The 20,554-nt window shown below is 52.2% G+C and carries 19 protein-coding genes; 16 read left to right on the top strand and 3 right to left on the bottom strand.

All coding sequences use genetic code 11. The features are described from left to right. Window positions 1-13: 13 nt before the first annotated feature. The 7 genes from CEE36_09515 to lspA all read left to right on the top strand — a co-directional run bounded on the left by CEE36_09515 (window position 14) and on the right by lspA (window position 9,751). Window positions 14-1,624 (top strand): hypothetical protein, encoded by a 1,611-nt coding sequence (locus CEE36_09515; GenBank protein TKJ40518.1) that lies wholly within the window; start codon window positions 14-16, stop codon window positions 1,622-1,624. Between the two features lie 294 nt (window positions 1,625-1,918). Continuing rightward, window positions 1,919-3,448, top strand: coding sequence for a hypothetical protein (locus CEE36_09510; protein TKJ40517.1), 1,530 nt, complete (start codon window positions 1,919-1,921; stop codon window positions 3,446-3,448). 387 nt (window positions 3,449-3,835) lie between these two features. Beyond that, the gene (locus CEE36_09505; GenBank protein ID TKJ40516.1) at window positions 3,836-5,581 is read left to right on the top strand and encodes a hypothetical protein; all 1,746 of its coding nucleotides are present in this window, start codon (window positions 3,836-3,838) and stop codon (window positions 5,579-5,581) included. 312 nt (window positions 5,582-5,893) lie between these two features. Beyond that, window positions 5,894-6,883 carry an aspartate-semialdehyde dehydrogenase gene (locus tag CEE36_09500; protein TKJ40515.1) on the top strand — a complete coding sequence of 330 codons (990 nt, stop codon included), beginning with the start codon at window positions 5,894-5,896 and terminating at the stop codon, window positions 6,881-6,883. Window positions 6,884-6,965: 82 nt separating this feature from the next. After that, window positions 6,966-7,928 carry a hypothetical protein gene (locus CEE36_09495; GenBank protein TKJ40514.1) on the top strand — a complete coding sequence of 321 codons (963 nt, stop codon included), beginning with the start codon at window positions 6,966-6,968 and terminating at the stop codon, window positions 7,926-7,928. A gap of 229 nt (window positions 7,929-8,157) precedes the next feature. Then, the gene (locus CEE36_09490; GenBank protein TKJ40513.1) at window positions 8,158-9,111 is read left to right on the top strand and encodes a metalloendopeptidase; all 954 of its coding nucleotides are present in this window, start codon (window positions 8,158-8,160) and stop codon (window positions 9,109-9,111) included. A gap of 166 nt (window positions 9,112-9,277) precedes the next feature. Beyond that, entirely contained in the window at window positions 9,278-9,751 is a 474-nt protein-coding gene (gene lspA, locus CEE36_09485; GenBank protein ID TKJ40512.1) for a signal peptidase II, read from the top strand. Window positions 9,752-9,937: 186 nt separating this feature from the next. Here the strand turns inward: lspA and CEE36_09480 are convergent, their stop codons facing one another. Genes CEE36_09480 through CEE36_09470 form a run of 3 tightly spaced genes read right to left on the bottom strand, consistent with a single transcriptional unit; the run spans window position 9,938 to window position 11,339 of the window. Continuing rightward, complete coding sequence (locus CEE36_09480) at window positions 9,938-10,543, bottom strand: hypothetical protein (protein ID TKJ40511.1); 606 nt, start codon at window positions 10,541-10,543, stop codon at window positions 9,938-9,940. Continuing rightward, window positions 10,540-10,902, bottom strand: coding sequence for a hypothetical protein (locus CEE36_09475; protein ID TKJ40510.1), 363 nt, complete (start codon window positions 10,900-10,902; stop codon window positions 10,540-10,542). Before CEE36_09475 ends, CEE36_09480 begins: the two co-directional genes overlap by 4 nt. Before the next feature lie 41 nt (window positions 10,903-10,943). Beyond that, entirely contained in the window at window positions 10,944-11,339 is a 396-nt protein-coding gene (locus tag CEE36_09470) for a hypothetical protein (GenBank protein ID TKJ40509.1), read from the bottom strand. Between the two features lie 822 nt (window positions 11,340-12,161). Between CEE36_09470 and CEE36_09465 the strand changes: the two genes are divergently transcribed. The 9 genes from CEE36_09465 (at window position 12,162) to CEE36_09425 (ending at window position 20,417) form a co-directional block, all read left to right on the top strand. Next, complete coding sequence (locus tag CEE36_09465) at window positions 12,162-12,452, top strand: hypothetical protein (protein TKJ40508.1); 291 nt, start codon at window positions 12,162-12,164, stop codon at window positions 12,450-12,452. A gap of 353 nt (window positions 12,453-12,805) precedes the next feature. Next, entirely contained in the window at window positions 12,806-13,048 is a 243-nt protein-coding gene (locus CEE36_09460; GenBank protein ID TKJ40539.1) for a hypothetical protein, read from the top strand. 64 nt (window positions 13,049-13,112) lie between these two features. Further along, window positions 13,113-14,051, top strand: a complete 939-nt coding sequence (locus CEE36_09455) for a phosphate starvation-inducible protein PhoH (protein ID TKJ40507.1) — start codon at window positions 13,113-13,115, stop codon at window positions 14,049-14,051. After that, on the top strand, window positions 14,029-16,137 hold the full coding sequence (locus CEE36_09450) for a hypothetical protein (protein TKJ40506.1): 2,109 nt from the start codon (window positions 14,029-14,031) through the stop codon (window positions 16,135-16,137). The genes CEE36_09455 and CEE36_09450 overlap by 23 nt, the downstream gene beginning before the upstream one ends. Beyond that, window positions 15,965-16,435, top strand: coding sequence for an rRNA maturation RNase YbeY (gene ybeY, locus CEE36_09445; GenBank protein ID TKJ40505.1), 471 nt, complete (start codon window positions 15,965-15,967; stop codon window positions 16,433-16,435). Before CEE36_09450 ends, ybeY begins: the two co-directional genes overlap by 173 nt. A 9-nt stretch (window positions 16,436-16,444) precedes the next feature. Continuing rightward, on the top strand, window positions 16,445-17,674 hold the full coding sequence (locus CEE36_09440) for a hypothetical protein (protein TKJ40504.1): 1,230 nt from the start codon (window positions 16,445-16,447) through the stop codon (window positions 17,672-17,674). Next, a complete protein-coding gene (locus CEE36_09435) occupies window positions 17,671-18,597 on the top strand; it encodes a hypothetical protein (protein ID TKJ40503.1) in 927 nt (308 codons plus the stop codon). Before CEE36_09440 ends, CEE36_09435 begins: the two co-directional genes overlap by 4 nt. Window positions 18,598-19,110: 513 nt before the next feature. Further along, entirely contained in the window at window positions 19,111-19,290 is a 180-nt protein-coding gene (locus tag CEE36_09430; protein TKJ40502.1) for a hypothetical protein, read from the top strand. Window positions 19,291-19,340: 50 nt separating this feature from the next. Next, window positions 19,341-20,417, top strand: a complete 1,077-nt coding sequence (locus tag CEE36_09425) for a hypothetical protein (GenBank protein ID TKJ40501.1) — start codon at window positions 19,341-19,343, stop codon at window positions 20,415-20,417. Window positions 20,418-20,554 lie beyond the last annotated feature (137 nt).

Raw genomic sequence — 20,554 nt, 5'->3', positions numbered from 1 at the left:
CTATTATCTACGTATGCGAGAGGGTAGAGCATGCGCCTTGAGTTTTATCTTAATCTGTCTTGCAAGTTGCGGTCGTTCCTCCAAGCAAGAGACCAGCCTGCCGCTTGTACTTTCCATCTCTGTGGACGGCGGGTTCAACGAATACTTCGACCTCACTGATAGTCTGCTTTATGGTGTTCGATTGGTTCAAACGGACAACGAAGAGTTTGGACTTATGCTTCGCCGGTTCTGGCTGGCAAATTCAGGCATCTGCGACACACAGGTTTTTCCTTGTCCCTGCAAGGACTCCTCGGACTGGTTTTTCTATCCCGGCTTGCGGTTTGAGGTCAAATTATACGCCTCGGATCGCTACTTTGAACGCCTGCCGCATCGAGGCTGGAAGCTTTTCCCGGTGCCGCTTGGGGATACCTCGAATATGCTTCATCGGGGTGAAGTAATATCGTTCGTTCAGGATTACGTCTCTCAAGAGTCCTTCCAGAGCACCTTGCGCAGCCGTTGGGAGCATTTCTATATAATAGACATGCACTCCGCAATCCCCCGAACGGTCGCCTGCGTCGAAGGAGAGGTTGTGGACTTTGTCGACCCGTACCTCCTTTTGCTGTCAGGTTACGGTTACACCGAGCAGAGCTACGGGGAAGTGAACCCTACCCCAAGATACGTTCAAGGCTGCGAACTTATCCTCATAGATATGCGAGACATGCACGAGATGGGACGTTTGCCGGTAACGCTTGAAAACGACGCATGGGAGATATGGTATCGAGCCTGCCTGACCCCTGACCACAAGCTGCTTTACACCGAGACGGTTGAGTGGCCTGAATGCTGGCGTTATTTCCCAGGGATCGATAAGCTGGTTTCCGAAGAAGAGGTCTGGACTTCTGCCTGGTATAGATTCTTGATCAATTCCCAGGTGTTGCGATACTACATGCTGGAGCGCAGACCCGTGTTCATCTGGGACATTGACTCCGGAGATGTATCACGCAGCGAACTCCTCCTCCCTTTCTTTGCGTTTAGTCCTTCTACCGAAAGATGTCTTGATAATAAGGGCAGGGCTATATTCATCTCCGAGCCGCAAGGCTGGGGATTTCACATGTTCGAATACAACCCATGGTTAGTTCAGGTTCCGGCGGTTTCAGACCTTACAAATCCTCCCCGCGAACTCTCCGAGCTGCGCAGGTTCAAAAAACCGGGCTGGGAGATGAACTGGGAACTCTCGCCCGACAAACGCTGGCTGGTGCTGGACTATTACAAGCAGTTCTCCCGCTTGCGCAAGTGGCTAAGCAAACGTCTGCCCCCCTATGATCACATCCTTATCCCTGTGGAGGTGCTTGCCGATCCGTCGTTGCTGGAGTCGGTGAAATCCTATGTTCATATACCCCAGTACGAGTCTGCCGCCCCGTTCCGGTTCGCACCCGGCGAGGATTGGGTTCTTACGGGGAACCGTCCAGGTGCGGTTCCACTTCTTTACGCCTGCGGTCAAGGCAATCCTCCAATTCCCTTGCTTTCGTCAAATGAGACAGACTTCCAGGAGGCCTTTTTCTCGCCTGACGGAGGCTACGTAGGCTACATCTGCCGATTGGAGGGAGAGAACTACTACCGCCTGCAGGTTCGCCAATTGCCCCCGTAACACCCGTAACACACCATCTTTGACAACTCGGGGACTTTCTTTAAAATCATGAAATGCACTCAGGGGTATTTGTTGAAGGTGAAAAACCTTGACTCCGCGCTGTTCGTCGAATAGGTAGCACAGGCTCAGCGTGCCCCTGTCGGGTACTCCAGCCTGTGTCTTATTGCTTCCCCCTCCCCCTTTATCCACCTCCACCAAGGAGGGGGAATCGTTCTATGGGGTGCAACCACTCGGTCGTTGCTTAAGACTCATTCGAGGAGTTGACAACCTTTGTTTCCTTGTTACAATAGGTGTATGAGGATAAGAAGTTGGTTTGTAACTCTCGTGTTTCTCAACCTTGGTTTTCTTCCGAATTGCCGCAAGCCTCATGAGCAGGTTGAGCTGCCGCTTGTGCTTTCCATTCCGTTGTCCGTCTATACCTGTTGGAGCGATGACTACGACTTTGTTCTCACCGACAGCCTCGTTTGTATGCTCAGGTATACCCTTCTTCCAGACTCAACTTATCAAATCACGGTTCGACGAGTTCCTTTTTCCCAAGCCATTCCAAGTGACAGTTTAATTCTTCCTTTCCGTATCACTTACACGCCGTCCGATCCTACCTTTATACAAAACTACTTCCATGCAGGCTTCGATGTGACCGAAATGTATCCCTACCCTATGGCAAGGCAAGGGCTGGTCTTCTCACGTCTACCTCTTGGCGACACGTCCAATATGCTGCGTTTTGGACACATATGGAGCATCGGTTCACCTCCACTGGCGCGGGGTTTCTTCGAACACCATCTACGTAAGTACGATGAACTCTTCTACGTGGTCGATATTCATGCGCCTGACCTCAAGACCACAGCGGCAATTGAAGGAACGGTTTTGGGTTATGAGTATCCTTACCTGCTTGTTCTTACCGGATATGGCTATCATGCAAGCGCTACGAATATAGGTTACATTAAAGAATACTCGTCAAACAGCAGGTTAGTCGTAATTGATCTGCTACAGAAAGAGGAGGTGGTCAGCCAGCCGCTTGCCGGTGATAGCTGGGGGGCAAGACTTACGTCAGATAACCGTCTGCTCTACTGTCATCAGGATTTCCGAGATGTCGAGCTTGAATGGGATTCTTCTTTCTACGCATATCAGCGTCTTGAGATTACAGAATGGCAGCTGGAATCCGGCGACAGCGCTCACCGCCAGATGCTTGTTCCTCTTAACAGCCTGGTGGAAATCAACCGGGGCGATCTCGAACCTTCAACCTTTACTTTCAATACCCCTGACGGCAAAGCGCTTTTCCTTCAACCGTCCGGTGGATGGGGGTGTCACTCGCCGGGGTTCTATGGATTCTTGAGACCCTTCTTCCCCGGGCCTGGTGTTTCGGACCTCGAAAGCCCGCCATACGAAGTAACCTGGCTCAAGAAGGCAGGCGTTCGAGGAAGGTTAACCGACTGGTGGCTCTCGCCTGAGAGGAGATGGATCGTATTGCATTACTTTACCCGGAACATTCGCGATACCGGTAGAGTTATCTTTGCCCCCATTGAGGTTTTGACTGATCCCAAGGCATTCAAACCTAGGTCTTTCTTTAAGGTACAAGCATTTGAAGGAAGCATCTTCTTTTTCCCGCGAGAAGATTGGGGGCTGATTAATAAGTACGATGACTCTCCTTTTCTCGTAGGAATCGCCGATCCTTCCAGGGACAGACGGATTATCCCGCTTCTCACCTCAAACGAAGAAGATTTCCATCGGCCCTTTTTCTCGCCCGACGGAAAGCATTTAGGTTACATCTGCCGATTGGAGGGAGAGAACTTCTACCGCCTGCAGGTTCGCCAATTGCCCCCGTAACACCCGTAACACCCCCGCACCCCTGCGGGGCATTCTCAATTTCCCGCCTCTTTCCAGTCCGCCATTCCCATTCTCCGCGGGTTGGAACACCCGACGGGGGCATACTAAACCCGCGCTCACAATCTAATCTTCAATCTTTTAATCTTCGCATCTTCAAATCTTCTAATCTCAATATCTCTGCAGTTCAACTTGACTGAACGGCCTGTGTCTTATTGCTTCCCCCTCCCCCTTTATCCCCCTACCCTATGGGGCGCAGTAAAATTGGCGCCCCAAGGGGCACGCTGTCCACCTGGGAGGGGGAATCGTTCTGTGGAGTGCAACCACTCGGTCGTTGCTTAAGACTCCTTTGAGGAGTTGACAACCTTTGTTTCCTAATTAAAATAACCCATGAAGATAAGAAGCTGGGCAGCAGTCTTTTTGTATCTCAGTTTGGCCTTAGTTGTGGGATGTCCCAAATCAGAAGCCCCTGAGCAGGCTGAACTGCCGCTTGTTTTGTCTCTTCCCGGCAGATACAGGGAGTGGTCAAGCATCCTGGGGTTCACAGATAGCCTGCTCTACGTCGCTACCTTTGTCGGGGTTGATTCGATCAACTGGGGGGTTATGCTGCGACGCTACCCTCTGGCAAATCCTCGCTCCTGCGATACGCTCGTTCTGAACATTCCAGGCGGAGAGCCTCCGTATCGAGCGTTCGGCAACACATACGAGGTTTACTCTCTCGATTTAAACATAAATGCCAGTTATCGTCTTTCAAACCAGCTTCATCCGGGGTGGATACTATTCCCCTTGCCTTTAGGCGATACCAGCCGGATGGTGCACGTAGGGAATGTGGAGATGATTAACGTTTCAGGCACTTTGCCCGAATTCCAGTTCAACAATATGCTGGCTGACCGCATGGAGCTATTCTACGTGGTGGACGTGCACTCTTCCAAGCCGCGAACCGTCGCCGCGGTGCAAGGGTTTATCCTGCGGGTAGAACAGCCCTACCTTCTTCTCTTCACCGGTTACGGTTACAATATTCTTGAAAAAGGGATTGTTTCTTTTGGTAGAATTAACCTCTCTTCGAACGAAATCCTGGCGGTTGACCTGCGGGATATGCGTGTTGTCGCCAGGATACCGGCTCCTGAGCTTGAGGATCTTAACCTTAGCCTGCGAGTAAGGATCACTGCCGACTGCCGGCTGCTTTACGAGGAGATTGATTCAATAGCTGAATTTACCGCTTCCTATTGCTATATTGTCGAACAGGACCGGGTTGTTTCTTCTGGCGAATTTCAATATATCTTCTACAAACGTTTTCGTATTCTTTTATTTCTCAATAGACTTACCAGATTTACCGAAATCAAATTCCTTTACGAGCTAGCCAAACATAAGTTGATCCCCTTGCGATCTTACCAGATAGAATCCCGACAGGTGCTCGTTCACGATCTTGAGTTGGATGACTCCACGTATGCGGAACTTCTTATCCCCACCAACGTGTACGATGACGCCTACGACCCTTCAACTGAGTCTTTCCTCTCTCCCTCCGGCAAAGCGCTATTCATTTCTCCGCGTCGTGGCTGGGGGTTTCCTGACCTGGACTTGCCCGAAAACTACGTTCAGCTCCCGGCGGTGTCCGACCTGCAATCACCACCTCGCGAGATATCCGAGCTGCGCAGGTTCAAAAAACCGGGCTGGGAGATGGACTGGGAGCTCTCGCCCGACAAACGCTGGCTGGTGCTGCGGAATCACAAGCGCTTCTTGCGTCTGCGCATGTGGTTAAGCAAACGTCTGCCCCCTTTTGATCATATCCTTATCCCGACAGAGGTGCTTTCAGATCCGTCGTTGCTGAAATCCAAGAAATCCTGCGTCAACATACCCCAATACCAGTCTGCCGCCCCTTTCCGGTTCGTTCCTGGCGATGAGTGGGTGCTGGTGTATGAGGATGTCGATTGGGCACCTGGGGATGAGGTTCGGGACAGGCCTTCGCCCAGGCTCCGCTCCTGCGACGGTAGCGTCGAGGCGATTACCCTTATGTCTTCAAACGAACACTGGCTCAAGCACGTTTTCTTCTCGCCCGACGGCCGGTACGCGGGCTACGTATGCTGCGTCAAGGGCGAGAACTACTATCGTCTCCAGGTACGCCGCCTCCCCCCGTAACACCCGTAACACACCATCTTTGACAACTCGGGGACTTTCTTTAAAATAGGGAGCACAGGCTCTCCAGCCCACCGGAAATCCAACCGCAGATTGCGCAGATTTTCGCAGATTAAATGATTTCAAATCCAAATCTGAGTAATCTGTGTAATCTGTGGTTTCACTTGACTCTTGCTTTATCGTCAAATACAATAAGGTAGAAATAACCACGGACTGCACAGATTTCACTGATTCAAGGTTTCTAAATAAATCTGTGTAATCGGCGTAATCTGTGGTTTCACTTGACTAGTGCTTTATCGTCTACTACAATAGGGTATGAGAGTTGGAATTATCGGAGCCACCGGGCTGGTGGGCAGGACTACTTTGAGGATTTTACAGGAGCGGGGGTTTCCGGTATCGGAGCTTATCCTGTTTGCCTCACAGCGCAGTGCGGGCGAGAAGATCGAGTTCAAGGACAAAGAGGTGGAGGTGATGGCAATCGGAGAGAACTGGGACCTTCTTGCCGACATTTTCTTCTGCTCGGTTGCAGACGATGTGGCGCGGGGGATTCTGAAAGACTACAAGGGCGAGGCATGGGTGATCGACAAGTCCAAGGTGTTCAGGATGGACCCGAAAGTTCCGCTGGTTGTGCCAGAGGTAAACTGGGACGCGGTAGAGCGCTTGGACTCAAAGATCGTCGCCAACCCCAACTGCACCACCATCCCCTTTGTCATGGCCATGGCCGCTATCCGCAAGGTGGCAAGACCTGAAAGGACGGTTGTTACCTCACTTCAGTCGGCGTCAGGTGCGGGCAAGGCGGCGCTCGAAGAGCTACGTCTGCAGCGAGAATATGTAACCGCAGGAGAGAAGATGCCTGAAGACGCAAGAGAGGTCTTCCCCGAGATCCTTGCCGCCAACCTGATCCCCCAGATCGGCTCGTTTAGCGAGGCAGGTGAGGCATCCGAGGAGCGCAAGCTGAGGGATGAGTCGAGGAAAATCTTAGGAGACGAAACGTTATCTATCCACGCTACCTGCGTCCGGGTACCGGTCGAGGTGGGGCACTCCCTCTCGGTCACCTGCATATTTGCCGAACCGATAGACTTGAACGCGGTAAGAGAGTCTATGGCTTCGTTTCCTGGACTCAAAATTCTGCCGGAAGGTGAACTCATCACCCCTGTCGAGATCACAGGCTCAGATGAGGTGTTTTTATCAAGGCTGCGCCGAGACCCTGTGGCCGAAAACGTTGTTCACTTCTGGCTTTGCACCGACAACCTGCGCAAGGGGGCTGCACTGAATGCCGTCCAGATAGCCGAAACTCTTATTTAACCGTCCAGCCCTCACCAATCTCTTCTCTATACAGCGTTTGCCCTATTGACACCTTTCTTTTCTTCCCGTATATTTTTAGCCTATGTGGCTCGAGCGTGTCAAAAAAGCCCTTTCGGGGCGGATTTCCATTCTTATTGATGCCGGAAACCGCAACAAGGTAAGACGAATTGCCGCGCCCAGGTGGCTTTGCGCAACGATCTCTATCCTCGTAATCTCGCTCGTAGTCGGTTTAGGTACTTATGGCCTGAAAAGTGCGCTCTTCCACAACAAATTAAGTCGCCTGGAACGAGAAAATCAAGGGGTCCTGCGGCGATTTGTGGGTCTTGAAAAATCCGCCGATTCTTTGACAACGTTACTGGCCTACATACAACGACACGACATCCAACTCCGCATCCAGAAAGGTATGGAAGTATTATCCGCGGATGTCCGCGCACTGGGCGTAGGCGGTCCAACGATGGAAAGCCCTGCAGCAATAGCCCTGCAGAAGATGAACAGTCCGTCTTACTCCGATGTCAGCAGGATATCGCAGGACATCGACAAACTTCTGCGTAAAGCGAACTATCAGAGAGAGAGCTTTGCTGAGGTCGAAACCAAACTCGGCAAAGATACCAGGATGTGGGATCACATCCCATCGATCGTTCCCACCAGAGGTCGGTTCAGCGGCAAGTTCGGCTACCGCCGCGACCCGATCCTTGGCATCCGTAAGATGCACTGCGGGGTGGACATAACCAACAAGATTGAAACCCCTGTGATTGCTGCAGCAGACGGCGTGGTCTCGTTTGCCGGACGTCTCGCCGGATACGGCAACATGGTGAAGATAAACCATGGTTACGAGATCCAGACGGTCTACGCTCATCTCTCCGAGATCTATGTCGAGGTCGGTCAGGAGATCAAAAGATACGAGATAATCGCCGCCGTAGGCAACACCGGCAGAACCGTAGGCCCGCACCTGCACTACGAGGTACGCGTCGCAGGAAAAACAGTCAGCCCCGAGGGCTACTTCCTTGACGCCGAAGAAAACCTGATCCAATACCCTATGCCTTAGAGTTCCCTTCGGAACTCCCCGTAACACCGTAACACCGTAACACCGATTCCCGTGTAAACGACTACTTTTTGCCGACCATGGAAGGTGAATAACTCAAATTGTGAAAAATCAGCAAACGGCTAAATTCTATCAAAACGATAGCCTTTTGCGAAGCCTTGATTTTGAAGGGTCTGTGAAATAGACTTTTTAGCTCTTGACAACATACTCGGTTTGCTATATACTTATTGTGATGTTCAAGCGTGTCATCTCCTGGCTGTTCAAGCGTATCAACTTCTTAATTGATGGGGGACCACGCGGTAAAGTAACGCGGCTGGCAATACCACGATGGGGATTATTGTCGGTTGCGGTCGCTTTCAGCCTCCTTATAGGCTTCGCAGGCCTCTTTATAACCTCTCGTGCCACGGAACAAATCGACTACGATAAACTGACCCGTCTTGAAGAAAACAATAAGCTCCTCGAGATTCAGTACCAACAGCTCAATGAACAGATCGATTCACTCAAGACCCTGCTTGTCCTACTTGGTAAGCACGACCTCCAACTTCGCGTCCAAGCCAATATGAGGGTCCTGCCGGAGGATGTTCGTGAACTCGGCGTGGGCGGAGAAAAGAAAAAGGATAGGGAGCTGCTGGCATTAGAGCAGATAAAAAGCAAACAATATCAGGATGTAACCGAGATATCCAACACCGTTGACGAACTCCTGCGCAAGGCAAAATATCAGAAGGAAAGCTTTGCAGATATCGGGGAGAAACTCAAGAAAGACAAGAATCTTCGAGATCACACCCCATCGATTCGGCCTTGCAACGGCTGGCAGTGTAGTGGATTCGGTTACCGTATAGATCCCTTTACCAAGCGCCCAAGGATGCACAACGGCGTTGACATCTCGAACGCTCCGGGAACACCTATCGTGGCGACCGCCGATGGTGTGATTTCATATATAGGTGCGCGTTCCGGTTACGGCCTGTGCATCAAGTTGGATCACGGTAACGAGATCGAAACGTTCTATGCTCACCTGGGAGGTATATATGTAAAGCCGGGTGAGGAGGTATTACGCGGCCAGGTGATAGCAGTCATGGGAGCAACCGGACGCACAACAGGCACCCATCTGCACTACGAGGTAAGGGTAGGGGGTAAAGCGGTTAACCCGCTCAACTACATCATTGACGAAAGCGAATTCAGTTTCTAATCCGGTGCATCGCTCAAAATCTTCCCTAAACACTGGAACACCCAAGAAGAAAGCAAGGAAAAGGGACGGACCTGCCTTGCAGGATCCAAAAGAATCCATAAACGAACGCCCAGCAAAAAAGTGGCAGTGGGCATCCTGGAGGCAGTGGGTAAGAGCAGCGATTGCGATGTCCGCTGTTTTGCTCCTGGATCAGATCTCCAAGGTGCTTATCGTAGCCAACCTGGGTTTGAATGAGTGGGTGACTCTGATAGATCCCGTGTTGAAGGTAACCTATGCCCAGAACACCGCCGGGATTTTCAGCCTCTCCTTCGGCCCTCAGTGGCTCTACATAATCCTGCCGATGGTTGCGGTTGGATTTGTTATCTACCTTCTGCTTCGTCCGCAGCCTAAGTTTGTTACGGTACTTCTGGGACTGATCCTTGGCGGAGGCTTCGGCAACTTCATAGACCGAGTAAGACTGGGATACGTGGTGGACTGGATAAGCATGGGGCTTCGCACCTGGCGCTGGGCTACCTACAACATAGCCGACAGTTCCATAGTCATAGCTGTGATAATCCTCTTGATCACGGAGTTCTTCTTCACGAGACCCAAGAAGAAAGACGAAACCGAAGAAACCGACCTCGAAGCAGAGAAGCCCTGAGACCCCTACCTCGCGGCAGAGGTCGTTGATACGGGTCTCGTAAGCGGGTCTATGACCCCGACCATATATAGGTATCAGAGGGAGGCGGTGAAGAGCACATCCATCTCCAACGGTCTCAACCAGTCTTGCGAGATAGGGGGAAAGCTTTTTACGACCGGGTCTCGGAGCGAAGTCTAGCTCTTTTTTTCACGTCATCCTCCTGTGATGCGAGGATTTGTCGGAAGTCAAGGCCACAAGGTTCTTCCGAGACCAGTAGAGACGGTAAAGACGACCCCGGCTTAAGGCGTTGCATTTCAGACGGCGGGGATTGAAAGCCCAGATCAAGGCAAACGCAAAGAGCCTGGGCCAGAAGAGAAGAAAGCTCTCCCATGCGTGCTTTCCTTCGATACGCTCAAGGTGGAATCCGAATCGGCGGACCATCCTGTGAGGCTCGGCAAAGAGGAGAATCGTACCCCAGATAAGCCGGATATCCTTGCACCGAGGATCATCGCGGATGAAGAAGGCAAGATCAACCAGGGATTCGGCGAAGAGCCTGAGAAACTGTTTGGCCCAGCCTAGGTCCGCCCCCCACGTGGAGAAGGAAGGCATGTATTCGTTCCGGAGATGAACGGCCAAAACCTTCTCTCCTGGAGCGACACGGAATCCGTCGGAAAGCACACGATCTTTCTTGTTGTGCTCGAATGATACTCGCAGGATCGAGGAGGGGTTCGAGTTGAATTCAAAGATCCCGTAGCGGCGTATGAGCGCGCGATCTATCGCCAGGATGATCGCACGTACCAGTGTCCGGATCACCCCTTCTGCCCGCCGAAGGCTATCATAAGAATGCCTGCCACCATCACCGCGCCGCCGATCCACTGCACCAGGGAGATCTGTTCCTTCAGGATCAGCTTCGCCGCAACCACCTGCACCAGAACAAAACCCAGACCGAAAAGCACCGCGTAACCAACCGACAGAGGTATGAAACGCAAAAGAACAGTGTAGAGTACCATGGAGATGGTCCCGGCAACACCGGCGGCAAGGAACCAGAGGATGGTTGTTTTGAAGTTCTGCGCACCTGATGCGTACTTGAAACCTATCTGGCTCGCGGCCAGGGCAGCCAAAGCCACTACGACAATGCCTACCGTCATGACTATCTTAAGGGTGGGATCCATGATGCAAGTTTAGCTCATGAAACTGGATTGTCAATGATCCTCTAGTGGGTGGAGGCACCCGGACGGGTGAGAGCGATAAGGACTATCCCTGCGAAGACAAGGCAGGCACCAAGCCACTGCCCCAGAGAGATGCGTTCCTTGAAGATAAGCCAGGCACCAAACACCTGCACGGCAACAAAACCCAAACCGCCGTACACCGCGAATGCCAGATGCAGTGAGGTGAGCTTGATAAGCCAGGTATAGGCCAAAACGCCGGTGGCCGAGACAACGTGACCGAGAATCTGCCAGCCCCAGAATCGCCAGAAACCCTGTACCATTGTGGACTGTTTGAAAGAAACCTGGCCCACGAATAACGCGCCTACGGCGTAGATGCCAAGGATGATGGGGAGGGCAAGCCCCATGGAGCCAGCGATGGTGTCGAGGAGATTATTCTTCATCTTGAACGCAGTTTACCCGTAACACACAAACTGTCAAGAAGACTGCTTATCCTGAGACTGTCCATAGTCAATACATCGTTGCCAGGTGGTAGGGGTAGGTCGTTGAGAAAGAGCAGAGGCAACAAAGGAAATCAGGTCTTTTCGACTACCCCCGGCGAGATAGCGCTGAGGAGCGCAGCCGATTCTCGTAGGGGCGTACCTTCAGGTACGCCCGCAATAACTTATTGTTCCGGCGGGGAGGTAATCTTATGTTGGAGGAAGGCTGGCCGACCTAATACCCGAATGGGGCACGCTGAGGTCGGCCCCTACGAGCTTCCAGCAGCACGCATGTTTATTGCAAATTGAAGATCGCAAAATGCACCGAAGGGCGACGTTTACGGAGCACCGAAGGACGACGGTTACGGAGTAAATATCAAATTTAAGATGGGGGGTGGGTTGGAGATCGATAAAGAAGAGCATTACAACAATCAGGACACTTGGAGGTCAACTGTTCACCGTCAAACAGTCCAGACAAATTTGCAATTTAGAATTTGCAGTTTGCAATTTGAATTGAGCGACACCCTCGTGCACAGAGACAGGTGAGGCTGTTGTCCATCTTTCCCTCACCTCATCCCGCTACCCTGGTAACCATCTCCCCGCGCACGACCCCCCCCTTGACATTCATGGATTCCCGCCTTATTATCCTCCAGATAGAGCCCTACGAGGTTTGTCTCGGAAATTTGGGAAGTTAGGAAAAAACAAACTGAATAGGAGCTTTTGCTCTTGACAAACTTTTGTCTGGCTCTATAATACTCACACATGATTAAATTAAAGGAGGTGCAAATGCACAAGCGACTTATCGCACTGGGTGTGCTGGTCGTCTTCGGACTTGGCTTGCTTGCGGGTTGCGGAGCCTCCAAGCAGTTAATCGCTGAGATGGAAGCCGCGTGCCAAGCAGCGGACGATGCCGAAGCCAGGCTTGCTAGCCTTGAGTCGCAGCTCCAAACTCTTCAGTCTGATAAAGCCGAAAAAGAGGCCCGCATCCAGGAACTAGAAGAAACGATCGCCGAGCTTGAGAGCGCTAAGCCATCCCGTGGTGAAGGCGGCAAGCCCGCGCGAGCCACAGTAAAGTAGGAGGACCCATGGCGAAGAAGATTCTCATTCTATTGACAGTGGGTCTGGTTCTGTTCGCGGGTGTGGCCTATGGCGCCAGGATGAAGAAAAAGGACGCGGAAGCGCAGCTAGAGGCTTGCAACATCCGTGAGGCTGCTGCTGAAGAAGGAATCGGCAACATTGATCCTAAAGTAAACGCCTTAAAGGACGAGGTGGCTGCTCTGGACACCAAGATTGCCGAGCTTGAAGCGCGTCTTGCCGAACTCGAGAAGCAACCGCGCTACTGGGGTCGTTACTCCGTTAAGCCTGGGGACTATCTCTACAAGATCGCTGCAGATGAATATGTCTACCATGACGGCTCCAAGTGGCCGGCAATCTACGAGGCAAACAACGACATCATCTCCGATCCGAATCTGATCTATCCGGGCTGGCTACTCTTTATACCCGGCGTCAACGAATGGAAAGTGAAGTCGGGTAACTGGCTGTGGAAGATCGCCAACTCTGTAGCGGTATACGGAGACGGCTCCAAGTGGCCGGCAATCTACGAGGCAAACAAAGATCAGATTAATGATCCGGACCTGATCTATCCGAACCAAGTCTTTGTTATTCCGCGTTAAGCGCAACATGATTGTTGAGGGGAAGACGAATTAGTCTTCCCCTCTTCCCATCTTCCATTGACCCATGTCACGACGTATCCTGAAGATAAAGGACGTTGACCCACTCCTTTTAACCGGGGTGGGTGAAGAGAATCTGCGTGTCCTGCGAGGAAACTTTGATGTCCAGATTGTGGCAAGGGGCACGAAACTTGCTCTTGAGGGTAGGGATGCCGAGGTAGACAAGGTTGCCGACCTCGTGGGACGCCTCTGTAGGATGATACGCGCGGGAAGAATCATTACCCCGGAGATAGTGCTTGCCGAGACGGAAGGCGTGCGGAAGACCCGTAACCGAAGCGAACAGGAAGAGGGCGTGATCTACACCCCGCGCAAGGTCATCCGCCCCCAGTCCGAGCATCAGCAAAGATACATAAAAAGTATAGATGAAAACTCGATAACCTTCAGCATCGGGCCGGCAGGAACTGGCAAGACCTATCTCGCGGTTGCCAAGGCGGTCGAGGCGCTCACAAACGACCAGATCGACCGCATCATCCTCACCCGACCAGCGGTTGAGGCGGGGGAGTCCCTGGGGTTCCTGCCAGGGGACTTGAAGGAGAAGGTGGATCCCTACCTGCGTCCGCTTTACGATGCGCTCTCCGACATGATCCCAGCCGAGCGCATGAGACGCTTTTTGGATAATCAGGTTATCGAGATAGCGCCGCTTGCTTTCATGAGAGGCAGAACACTTTCGGACGCCTACATCATCCTTGACGAGGCCCAGAACACCACCCCCATACAGATGAAGATGTTCCTCACGCGCCTTGGCTGGAACTCACATTCAATAATAACCGGTGATGTTACCCAGATCGATCTGGGGCATTCCGAGCAGTCAGGGCTGCTTGATGCGAGGAAGTTACTCTCGGAGATCGAAGGGGTAATGTTCATCTACTTTGATTCTACGGACGTGGTTCGCCCGCCTCTGGTATCGGCAATAATCGAGGCGTATGAGAAGAAAAAACCCTCCTAGGCTGCTTCTTGCCGCATCGGCTATAGCGGTGCTTGCGACCCTAAACCTGGCGCCGCTTCTCTCACCACCTCCTAAAATGGAGTATGCCGATGGTGATGTGGTAGAGAAGGATCTCTACGCTCCAATCTCCTTTCCCCTTCCAAAGGACTCAACCCGTCTCGTGGCCGAGCAAGACAGTGCCGCAGCAGGGATTCTACCTATCCTTGCTCTGAAGGAGGAAGTCGAGACCCAGTGGCGGCAGACCTTGCGAGACCTGCGCACCTCTGACTCGATAGCCAGTGAACTCCATTTAGAGAAACGCGAACTGCTCAGCTCGAAACTGCTTGCCTCCGCAGACAGCGTCGTAGAGGTGATTAGCTCCCAAGGCTACTTCCGAGAGAAAGAAGACCTTGCCGCACGCAAGGTAGTCGTCCTTATGGGAGAGGTGGAGATAGGGGAATCTTTAGACAACATACTGGGCTTCTGGGACGCTGATACCCTGATTGAGAACTCAGCCCGACGCCACTTCACCGCAGATAAACAAAGGGCAGCCCTGCTAACAGATATACTCAGACGGATCGTTCTGCCCAACCCGAATCTGGTGTATGACAGCGAGGAAACCGAGGCAAGACGCGAAGCTGCACGGAACCGCGTAAGCCCGTATGAGGGATTCGTTGAACGGGGAGAGTTGATAGTCGAGGCCAACAGCCGTATCGACCCCCTGACCCTTAAGAAAATCGCGGCCCTTAACGCAGAGATAGAGGGCAACTGGAGATTGAAAATCCAGCTCTTCATCCGCCAGAATCTTCTCTTCATATTAATCCTTTTGGGCCTGGGATTATGTCTTTACCTCTTAAGACGTGAGCCCGAGGTTCGTGAGTTCCTTTATGTGACAACGTTACTGGTGCTTGGGCTTGCTGCAAGCCTTATCCTGCGACGCTTCTCCATCTGGTGGTTCGTTCCAACCGGCTTTGTGGCACTAGCCGTCGCCATGTTTCTTGGGCCCCTTGAAGGGATTCTCCTGGCAGGCATCACCTCCGTACTGATATACCTTCCCTGGCAGACTGAGCCGGAGTATCTTCTTTACGCGCTCCTTTCAGGCTTCGGCGCCCTGCTTGCTTTGCCTTTAATGCATCGCCGCATAGGGTTCGTTGCATCCTTCGGTTTCATACTCGGGGGAGGAATCATTGCGCGGGGAATCTTCATCCTGACCAAGGTCAACTTCTCGCTTCGTGAACTACCCGTATTGGGATTGGAGGTGGGTATAAATTCTGCAATCAACTTCGCATTCCTTGCAGCCGCGTTCTTTGCCGCAGAACGTCTATTTGGCTTCACCTCAACCCTTACCCTTGCGGAGCTTGCCGACCTCAACAAACCGCTGCTCAAGGAACTCTCCCTCAAGGCAACCGGAACATATCACCACAGCGTACTTGTTGGCAGCCTTGCCGAACGCGCCGCCCGGGTAATTGGAGCCAATCCGGCCCTGGTCCTTGCAAGCGGCTACTATCATGACATAGGCAAGACGGCCAAACCCCAGTACTTTATAGAAAACCAACTGGACGAGGAAAACCCTCATGATGGGCTCAAGCCTCGTATGTCCGCCTTGATCCTCGCAAACCACGTCAAAAAAGGTCTGGTGATGGCAGGACGTTACCGGCTGCCGCGTCCCATCCGCGATATAGTGGCCCAGCATCACGGAACCACACGGATGGAGTATTTTTATCGCAAGCATCTTGAGACCAAGGATGCAGAATCCGTACCAGAGGAGGTCTTCCGTTACCCGGGGCCAAAACCTCAAACCAAGGAGGCGGCGTTGGTGATGCTTGCAGACTCGGTTGAGGCGGCTGTACGCGCCCATGGATTTACAGACCGTGATGACCTGGAAAGATTCATAAAGGAGATAATAAACGACAAGGTCGCGGACGGTCAGCTGGATGAGTGCCACTTCACCACATCAGACATCCACGAGGTACGTAAGGTCTTCACCTCGACCCTTATTGGAATCTTTCACCCAAGAATCCGTTATGAGAAAAAGAATAACGCTACTAGCCACAAGAAGAATTCAAAGAAAAGCAGCCCTGCGAAGACTCGTAAAAAGCGTTCTTGACGCCCAGGGCTGCAACAAGCGGGTTAATATCGTGTTAACGGACGACGAAACGCTTAGAGATTTAAATGAACGCTTCAAGGGGCGCAAAGGACCCACCGACGTCCTGGCATTTGACTTTGAGGAGCCGGATTTCCTTGGAGAGGTCTACGTGTCCCTCGATCGCGCCCGCGAACAAGCTCTAGACTACGGTGTAAGCGAGGAAGAAGAGATAGAAAGACTCGTACTTCACGGCCTGCTGCATCTTTTGGGATACCCACACACACAGATGGAACCAATAATGAAGCGGTACCTGGGATGATTATCTAAGATGATCCCGATTCTTACGACCATCCTTATCCTGCTTGTAGCAAGCGCCTTTTTCTCAAGTGCGGAGACCGCATACTTCTCCATCTCGCCGCTGCGCAGCGCACAGCTGGGACAGGCAGGGCTCGTGCGCTGGCTGCTCTCATCACGCGACCGGCTTCTGGGAACAATCCTTTCTGGCAACCTCATCGTCAACTTCACCGCTACCGCGCTCTGGACAACACTACTCATAATGGCATCAAAGCGTTGGGGGTGGAATGAAACCGAGACCCTCTCTATAGGTGCGGCTTTAATGGTTGTAACGCTTCTTCTCCTAGGCGAGATAACACCCAAGATTGTTGCGGTAAGACTGCCGATGAAAATTGCCCGGCTCTATGCGCCTGTATTGATATTCTTCTGGTGGCTATTCTTTCCCCTAACCTGGGCTCTCTCCTCCCTCGCCAGATTGATCTTCCGAGGCCGCCCCAAGCAACGCCCCTTTCCCACGGACGAGGAGGTCAAAACCATGATCGAGATGGCGGTGCGTTACGGCATACTTCGCCCGGAGGAGGAACAGATCATGGAGAATCTTGTGGATCTGGGCGAACGCACAGTAAGTGAGGTGATGACCCCGCGTGTAGGGATGAGTGCCCTGCCTGTCAATACAAGTCGTTACAAAGCGCTTGCCTACGTCAAACGGACACATAAATCTCGTTACCCGATCTATGAGGACACCACCGACAAGATAGTTGGGGTGCTCTACACCAAGGATCTGATTGTAGCCCCAAAGCGTACCTCCATCAGGAGGCTTCTACGCGAGCCTTACTTCGTGCCTGAAACCAAAGTCCTTTCAGAGCTTCTGGAAGAGCTGCGGCGCTCCGATCAACATATAGCTATAGTGGTGGACGAGTTCGGCGGTATCGCAGGCCTGGCGACACTTGAGGATATACTCGAGGCAATCTTCGGTGAGATTGTGGACGAGTACGACACCGGGGTTCCCTACAAACGCCTTGGCCGCGGGAGATACCTTGTAGACGGGGATATAGACCTGGCCAAACTCAACGAGTTTTTTGACGATGCCTTCGCAGAAGCAGAGGATGAGTTCGACAGGCTCTCCGAACTCATAACACACGAGCTGGGACACATACCGAAGCGTGGGGAGAAGATGAGCTACAAGGGGATTGATCTTACTATGCGAAGTGTGAGACGCCTGCGTATAGAAAAGGTTCTGCTGGAACAAAAGAGGACCAAGTGACGCTTCTTTTAGGTATACTCTTCATATTTATCCAGGGCTTCTTTTCCGGTTCGGAAACGGCCTACGTGGTGGCGAACCCGGTGAGGGTAGCTCATCTTTCTAAGAAAACCCGCAGACAGGAAAAGGCTATAGAGCTCTTAAACAACCCCGAACTCCTACTGGTAGCCACCCTTATAGGAACCAACATCGCGGTTGTCCTCTCAGGGTTGTTCCTCACCGCCTTCTTCGTGGATCAACTCAACGAAACCTTGGGAACGATCGTGGCTATCATCGTAGGTGTGCTGGCAGGATTGCTGCTCGGCGAGTATCTGCCCAAGAATCTGGCCCGGTTGAACGCAGAGCAAGTGGTGATAGCTACCTCTCCTTTCTATTCCGTGGCGATAGTGCTTTCAAAACCCTTCAGAAGACTCTTTCGTCGCCCTAAGAGAAAGGAGAAAAGAGGCGAACGTCTCTCCATCACACGGCTGGATATGCTCACCGCACTCAGGCTCGGCGAAAAGATTGGGAGTATAGAAGAAAAAACCTCACCTCGCGTCGCCAACCTCTTCAGTGCATTCGACACCCCCCTTGGTGACGTGATGACCCCATGGGATCGTGTGGTAACGCTGAAGACCGGCACCAAACGCGGTAAGATCCTTAAGGTGATTGAGCGGGAAGGGTTCACACGTTACCCTGTTCTGGATCGCCGCAGCGGCCACATCAAGGGCGTCCTGCACGCCAAGGATCTTCTGCGTGAAAAATCCAGGCTGCGCAGGCCCTTCTTCACCACGCCAGGCGCTCGCATCACCGAACTTCTGCGCACCATGCAGAACAACCGGGCGCACATGGCGATAGTTTTAGACAGGGAGGATAAGCCTGTAGGGCTTGTAACCCTTGAGGACCTGCTTGAGGAGTTCGTTGGCGAGATCCGCAGCGAGGAATAACCCGTAACACCCGTAACACACCCATAACACACCCGTAACACCCCCATAATATACATCATCTATCCCCATAGGAAGTTAGGAATGCCCCGAAGGGGCAAGGTGTGTTACGGGTGTTACGGGGGTGTCCATGGTCAATACATCGTTACCAGGTAATAGGGGGTTGAGATCGTCGAGTAGGACGACTTGGGCATGCTCATTGCAAATTGAAAATTTCAAAATGCAAAGTGCCCCCTCAAGGGTGCAAATATCAAATTGAAGATGCAGAGGGTTGAATATCGATTAAAGAAGAACCTTTCAATAATCACAGCACTTGGAGGCCAACTGTTCATCGTCAAACAGTCCAGACAAATTTGCAATTAGAATTTGCAGTTTGCAATTTGAATTGAGCGGCACCCTCGTGCACAGAGGCAGGTGAGGCTGTTCCCCATCTTTCCCTCACCCCATTCCGCTACCCTGGTAACCATCTCCCCGCGCACGAACTGGGGGGGGCTTGACATATCCCTAAATCTTCCTATGATAATTATAGAGGTCTTTATGGGTCGGATGGAACTTCTATATGCTCAATCCCAGGAGGCAAAAGGGCATAGTGTGGACGTATGGATCGGGCAGGAGTTCCACCTAAACCTCCAACTCTTACTCTTTAAACCAAGAGCTAACCCATCAGGATGGTCCCCTAACAGAACCATCCCGTAGGGAGAAACCGCGAATCGGCGGCGGCCGATTCGTCAAAAAGGAGGTCGAAGATGCTCAAAAAGCTCATACTGCTGACGGCGGTGTTTGTCTTGGCCGCCTTTGGGGGTATGGGACCTTATCGCGTTGCACCGAAGGGTTTGATGACGCAGTCAGTTACGCTTACAAGCCCCTCGTCCGATGCTTTCAACTGTCTCTACTACTCTCGCTCCACCGATGAAGGAGAAACCTTCTCCAATTGGAAAGTCATCTCTGAGGATGCCGTTAATAGCGCTGCTATGGCGGTCTCGGCGGACGGCAAGGTGGCGATAGCATGGGTCGCCGGTGTTACGGTCGAGGGCTATGCTAACAAAAGAACTCCTAGCGGTCACGTCAAGTACGTCGAGTCCACTGACAATGGCGCAAGCTGGAGTAGCCCTGTCAAGGTTACCGATGGGTACTATCCGGATAAGGCTCCGAATACCTTAGACGAATACTATCTCTACGCCTGGTCCCGTGATCTGGATTGCGCCTACGACGCAGAAGGCAACCTTGACATCGGCTTCGGCGAAGGACCCCGTTCCTACGAAGTCAGAAACGACACACTCTGGTTTTCCTACTTCTATTCTTACTTCCTAAGGATAATGCACTGGAGTGAGGTTACCAACCACGTCAACATTGCTTCCGGCCCCTACAGCCAGTTCGTTCCCCTCACCGAGGAAGGTGACACCGTCTGGGATCTATACGGCCTCCACTTGTGGGGACTCGGTCCACGTGTAGATGGGTATTGGATTCCGGGTCTTGGCTGCTGGAACCCGCAGCTTGCGGCAATGGAAGATGGCAGTGTGGTCTACACCTGGACAGGCCAGTGGGATTCGCTTGACCTAAGCGCTGCAGGAACCATCAACGCGGACATCTATGCTGCAATCTCCACTAACGGCGGTGCAACATGGTGTGGAGTCGCAGATTGGACTGAGAGCGAGTTCGACGAAAATGGTTTCGGCTTGGTTGCCTACGCCACCAACCTTACAAACACACACACCCCTAACGCCAGGATCGGCGATTGTGAAAGCGAGGAGTACCACTCCGTCTACCCATGGATTGGCGAAGATAGCATCCTTCACATAACCTATGTCAAGGACCTTTTGTAGATTGTCCAGCACCTCGTTACCAGGGTTGGGTGCTATTGAAGGGTATATTGCAATGGGAGGGCATCCCTCGTATAGTTGATTTAATGAACGTGAAAGGAGGAATGCCCTATGAGTAGTAGCCTGAGCTACGGAGAAGT

The organism is candidate division TA06 bacterium B3_TA06, assembly GCA_005223075.1.
Classification (GTDB): Bacteria; Hydrothermota; Tepidihabitantia; order B3-TA06; family B3-TA06; genus B3-TA06.
This window is presented reverse-complemented; position numbering and strand designations above follow the sequence as displayed.

Coding starts and splice junctions, on each gene's coding strand:
- CEE36_09505 (TKJ40516.1), top strand. CDS start 3,836: ATGAAGATAAGAAGCTGGGCAGCAGTCTTTTTGTATCTCAGTTTGGCC.
- CEE36_09475 (TKJ40510.1), bottom strand. CDS start 10,902: ATGGATCCCACCCTTAAGATAGTCATGACGGTAGGCATTGTCGTAGTG.
- CEE36_09515 (TKJ40518.1), top strand. CDS start 14: ATGCGAGAGGGTAGAGCATGCGCCTTGAGTTTTATCTTAATCTGTCTT.
- CEE36_09500 (TKJ40515.1), top strand. CDS start 5,894: ATGAGAGTTGGAATTATCGGAGCCACCGGGCTGGTGGGCAGGACTACT.
- CEE36_09495 (TKJ40514.1), top strand. CDS start 6,966: ATGTGGCTCGAGCGTGTCAAAAAAGCCCTTTCGGGGCGGATTTCCATT.
- CEE36_09490 (TKJ40513.1), top strand. CDS start 8,158: ATGTTCAAGCGTGTCATCTCCTGGCTGTTCAAGCGTATCAACTTCTTA.
- CEE36_09465 (TKJ40508.1), top strand. CDS start 12,162: ATGCACAAGCGACTTATCGCACTGGGTGTGCTGGTCGTCTTCGGACTT.
- lspA (TKJ40512.1), top strand. CDS start 9,278: ATGTCCGCTGTTTTGCTCCTGGATCAGATCTCCAAGGTGCTTATCGTA.
- CEE36_09455 (TKJ40507.1), top strand. CDS start 13,113: ATGTCACGACGTATCCTGAAGATAAAGGACGTTGACCCACTCCTTTTA.
- ybeY (TKJ40505.1), top strand. CDS start 15,965: ATGAGTGCCACTTCACCACATCAGACATCCACGAGGTACGTAAGGTCT.
- CEE36_09510 (TKJ40517.1), top strand. CDS start 1,919: ATGAGGATAAGAAGTTGGTTTGTAACTCTCGTGTTTCTCAACCTTGGT.
- CEE36_09430 (TKJ40502.1), top strand. CDS start 19,111: ATGATAATTATAGAGGTCTTTATGGGTCGGATGGAACTTCTATATGCT.
- CEE36_09470 (TKJ40509.1), bottom strand. CDS start 11,339: ATGAAGAATAATCTCCTCGACACCATCGCTGGCTCCATGGGGCTTGCC.
- CEE36_09450 (TKJ40506.1), top strand. CDS start 14,029: ATGAGAAGAAAAAACCCTCCTAGGCTGCTTCTTGCCGCATCGGCTATA.
- CEE36_09425 (TKJ40501.1), top strand. CDS start 19,341: ATGCTCAAAAAGCTCATACTGCTGACGGCGGTGTTTGTCTTGGCCGCC.
- CEE36_09440 (TKJ40504.1), top strand. CDS start 16,445: ATGATCCCGATTCTTACGACCATCCTTATCCTGCTTGTAGCAAGCGCC.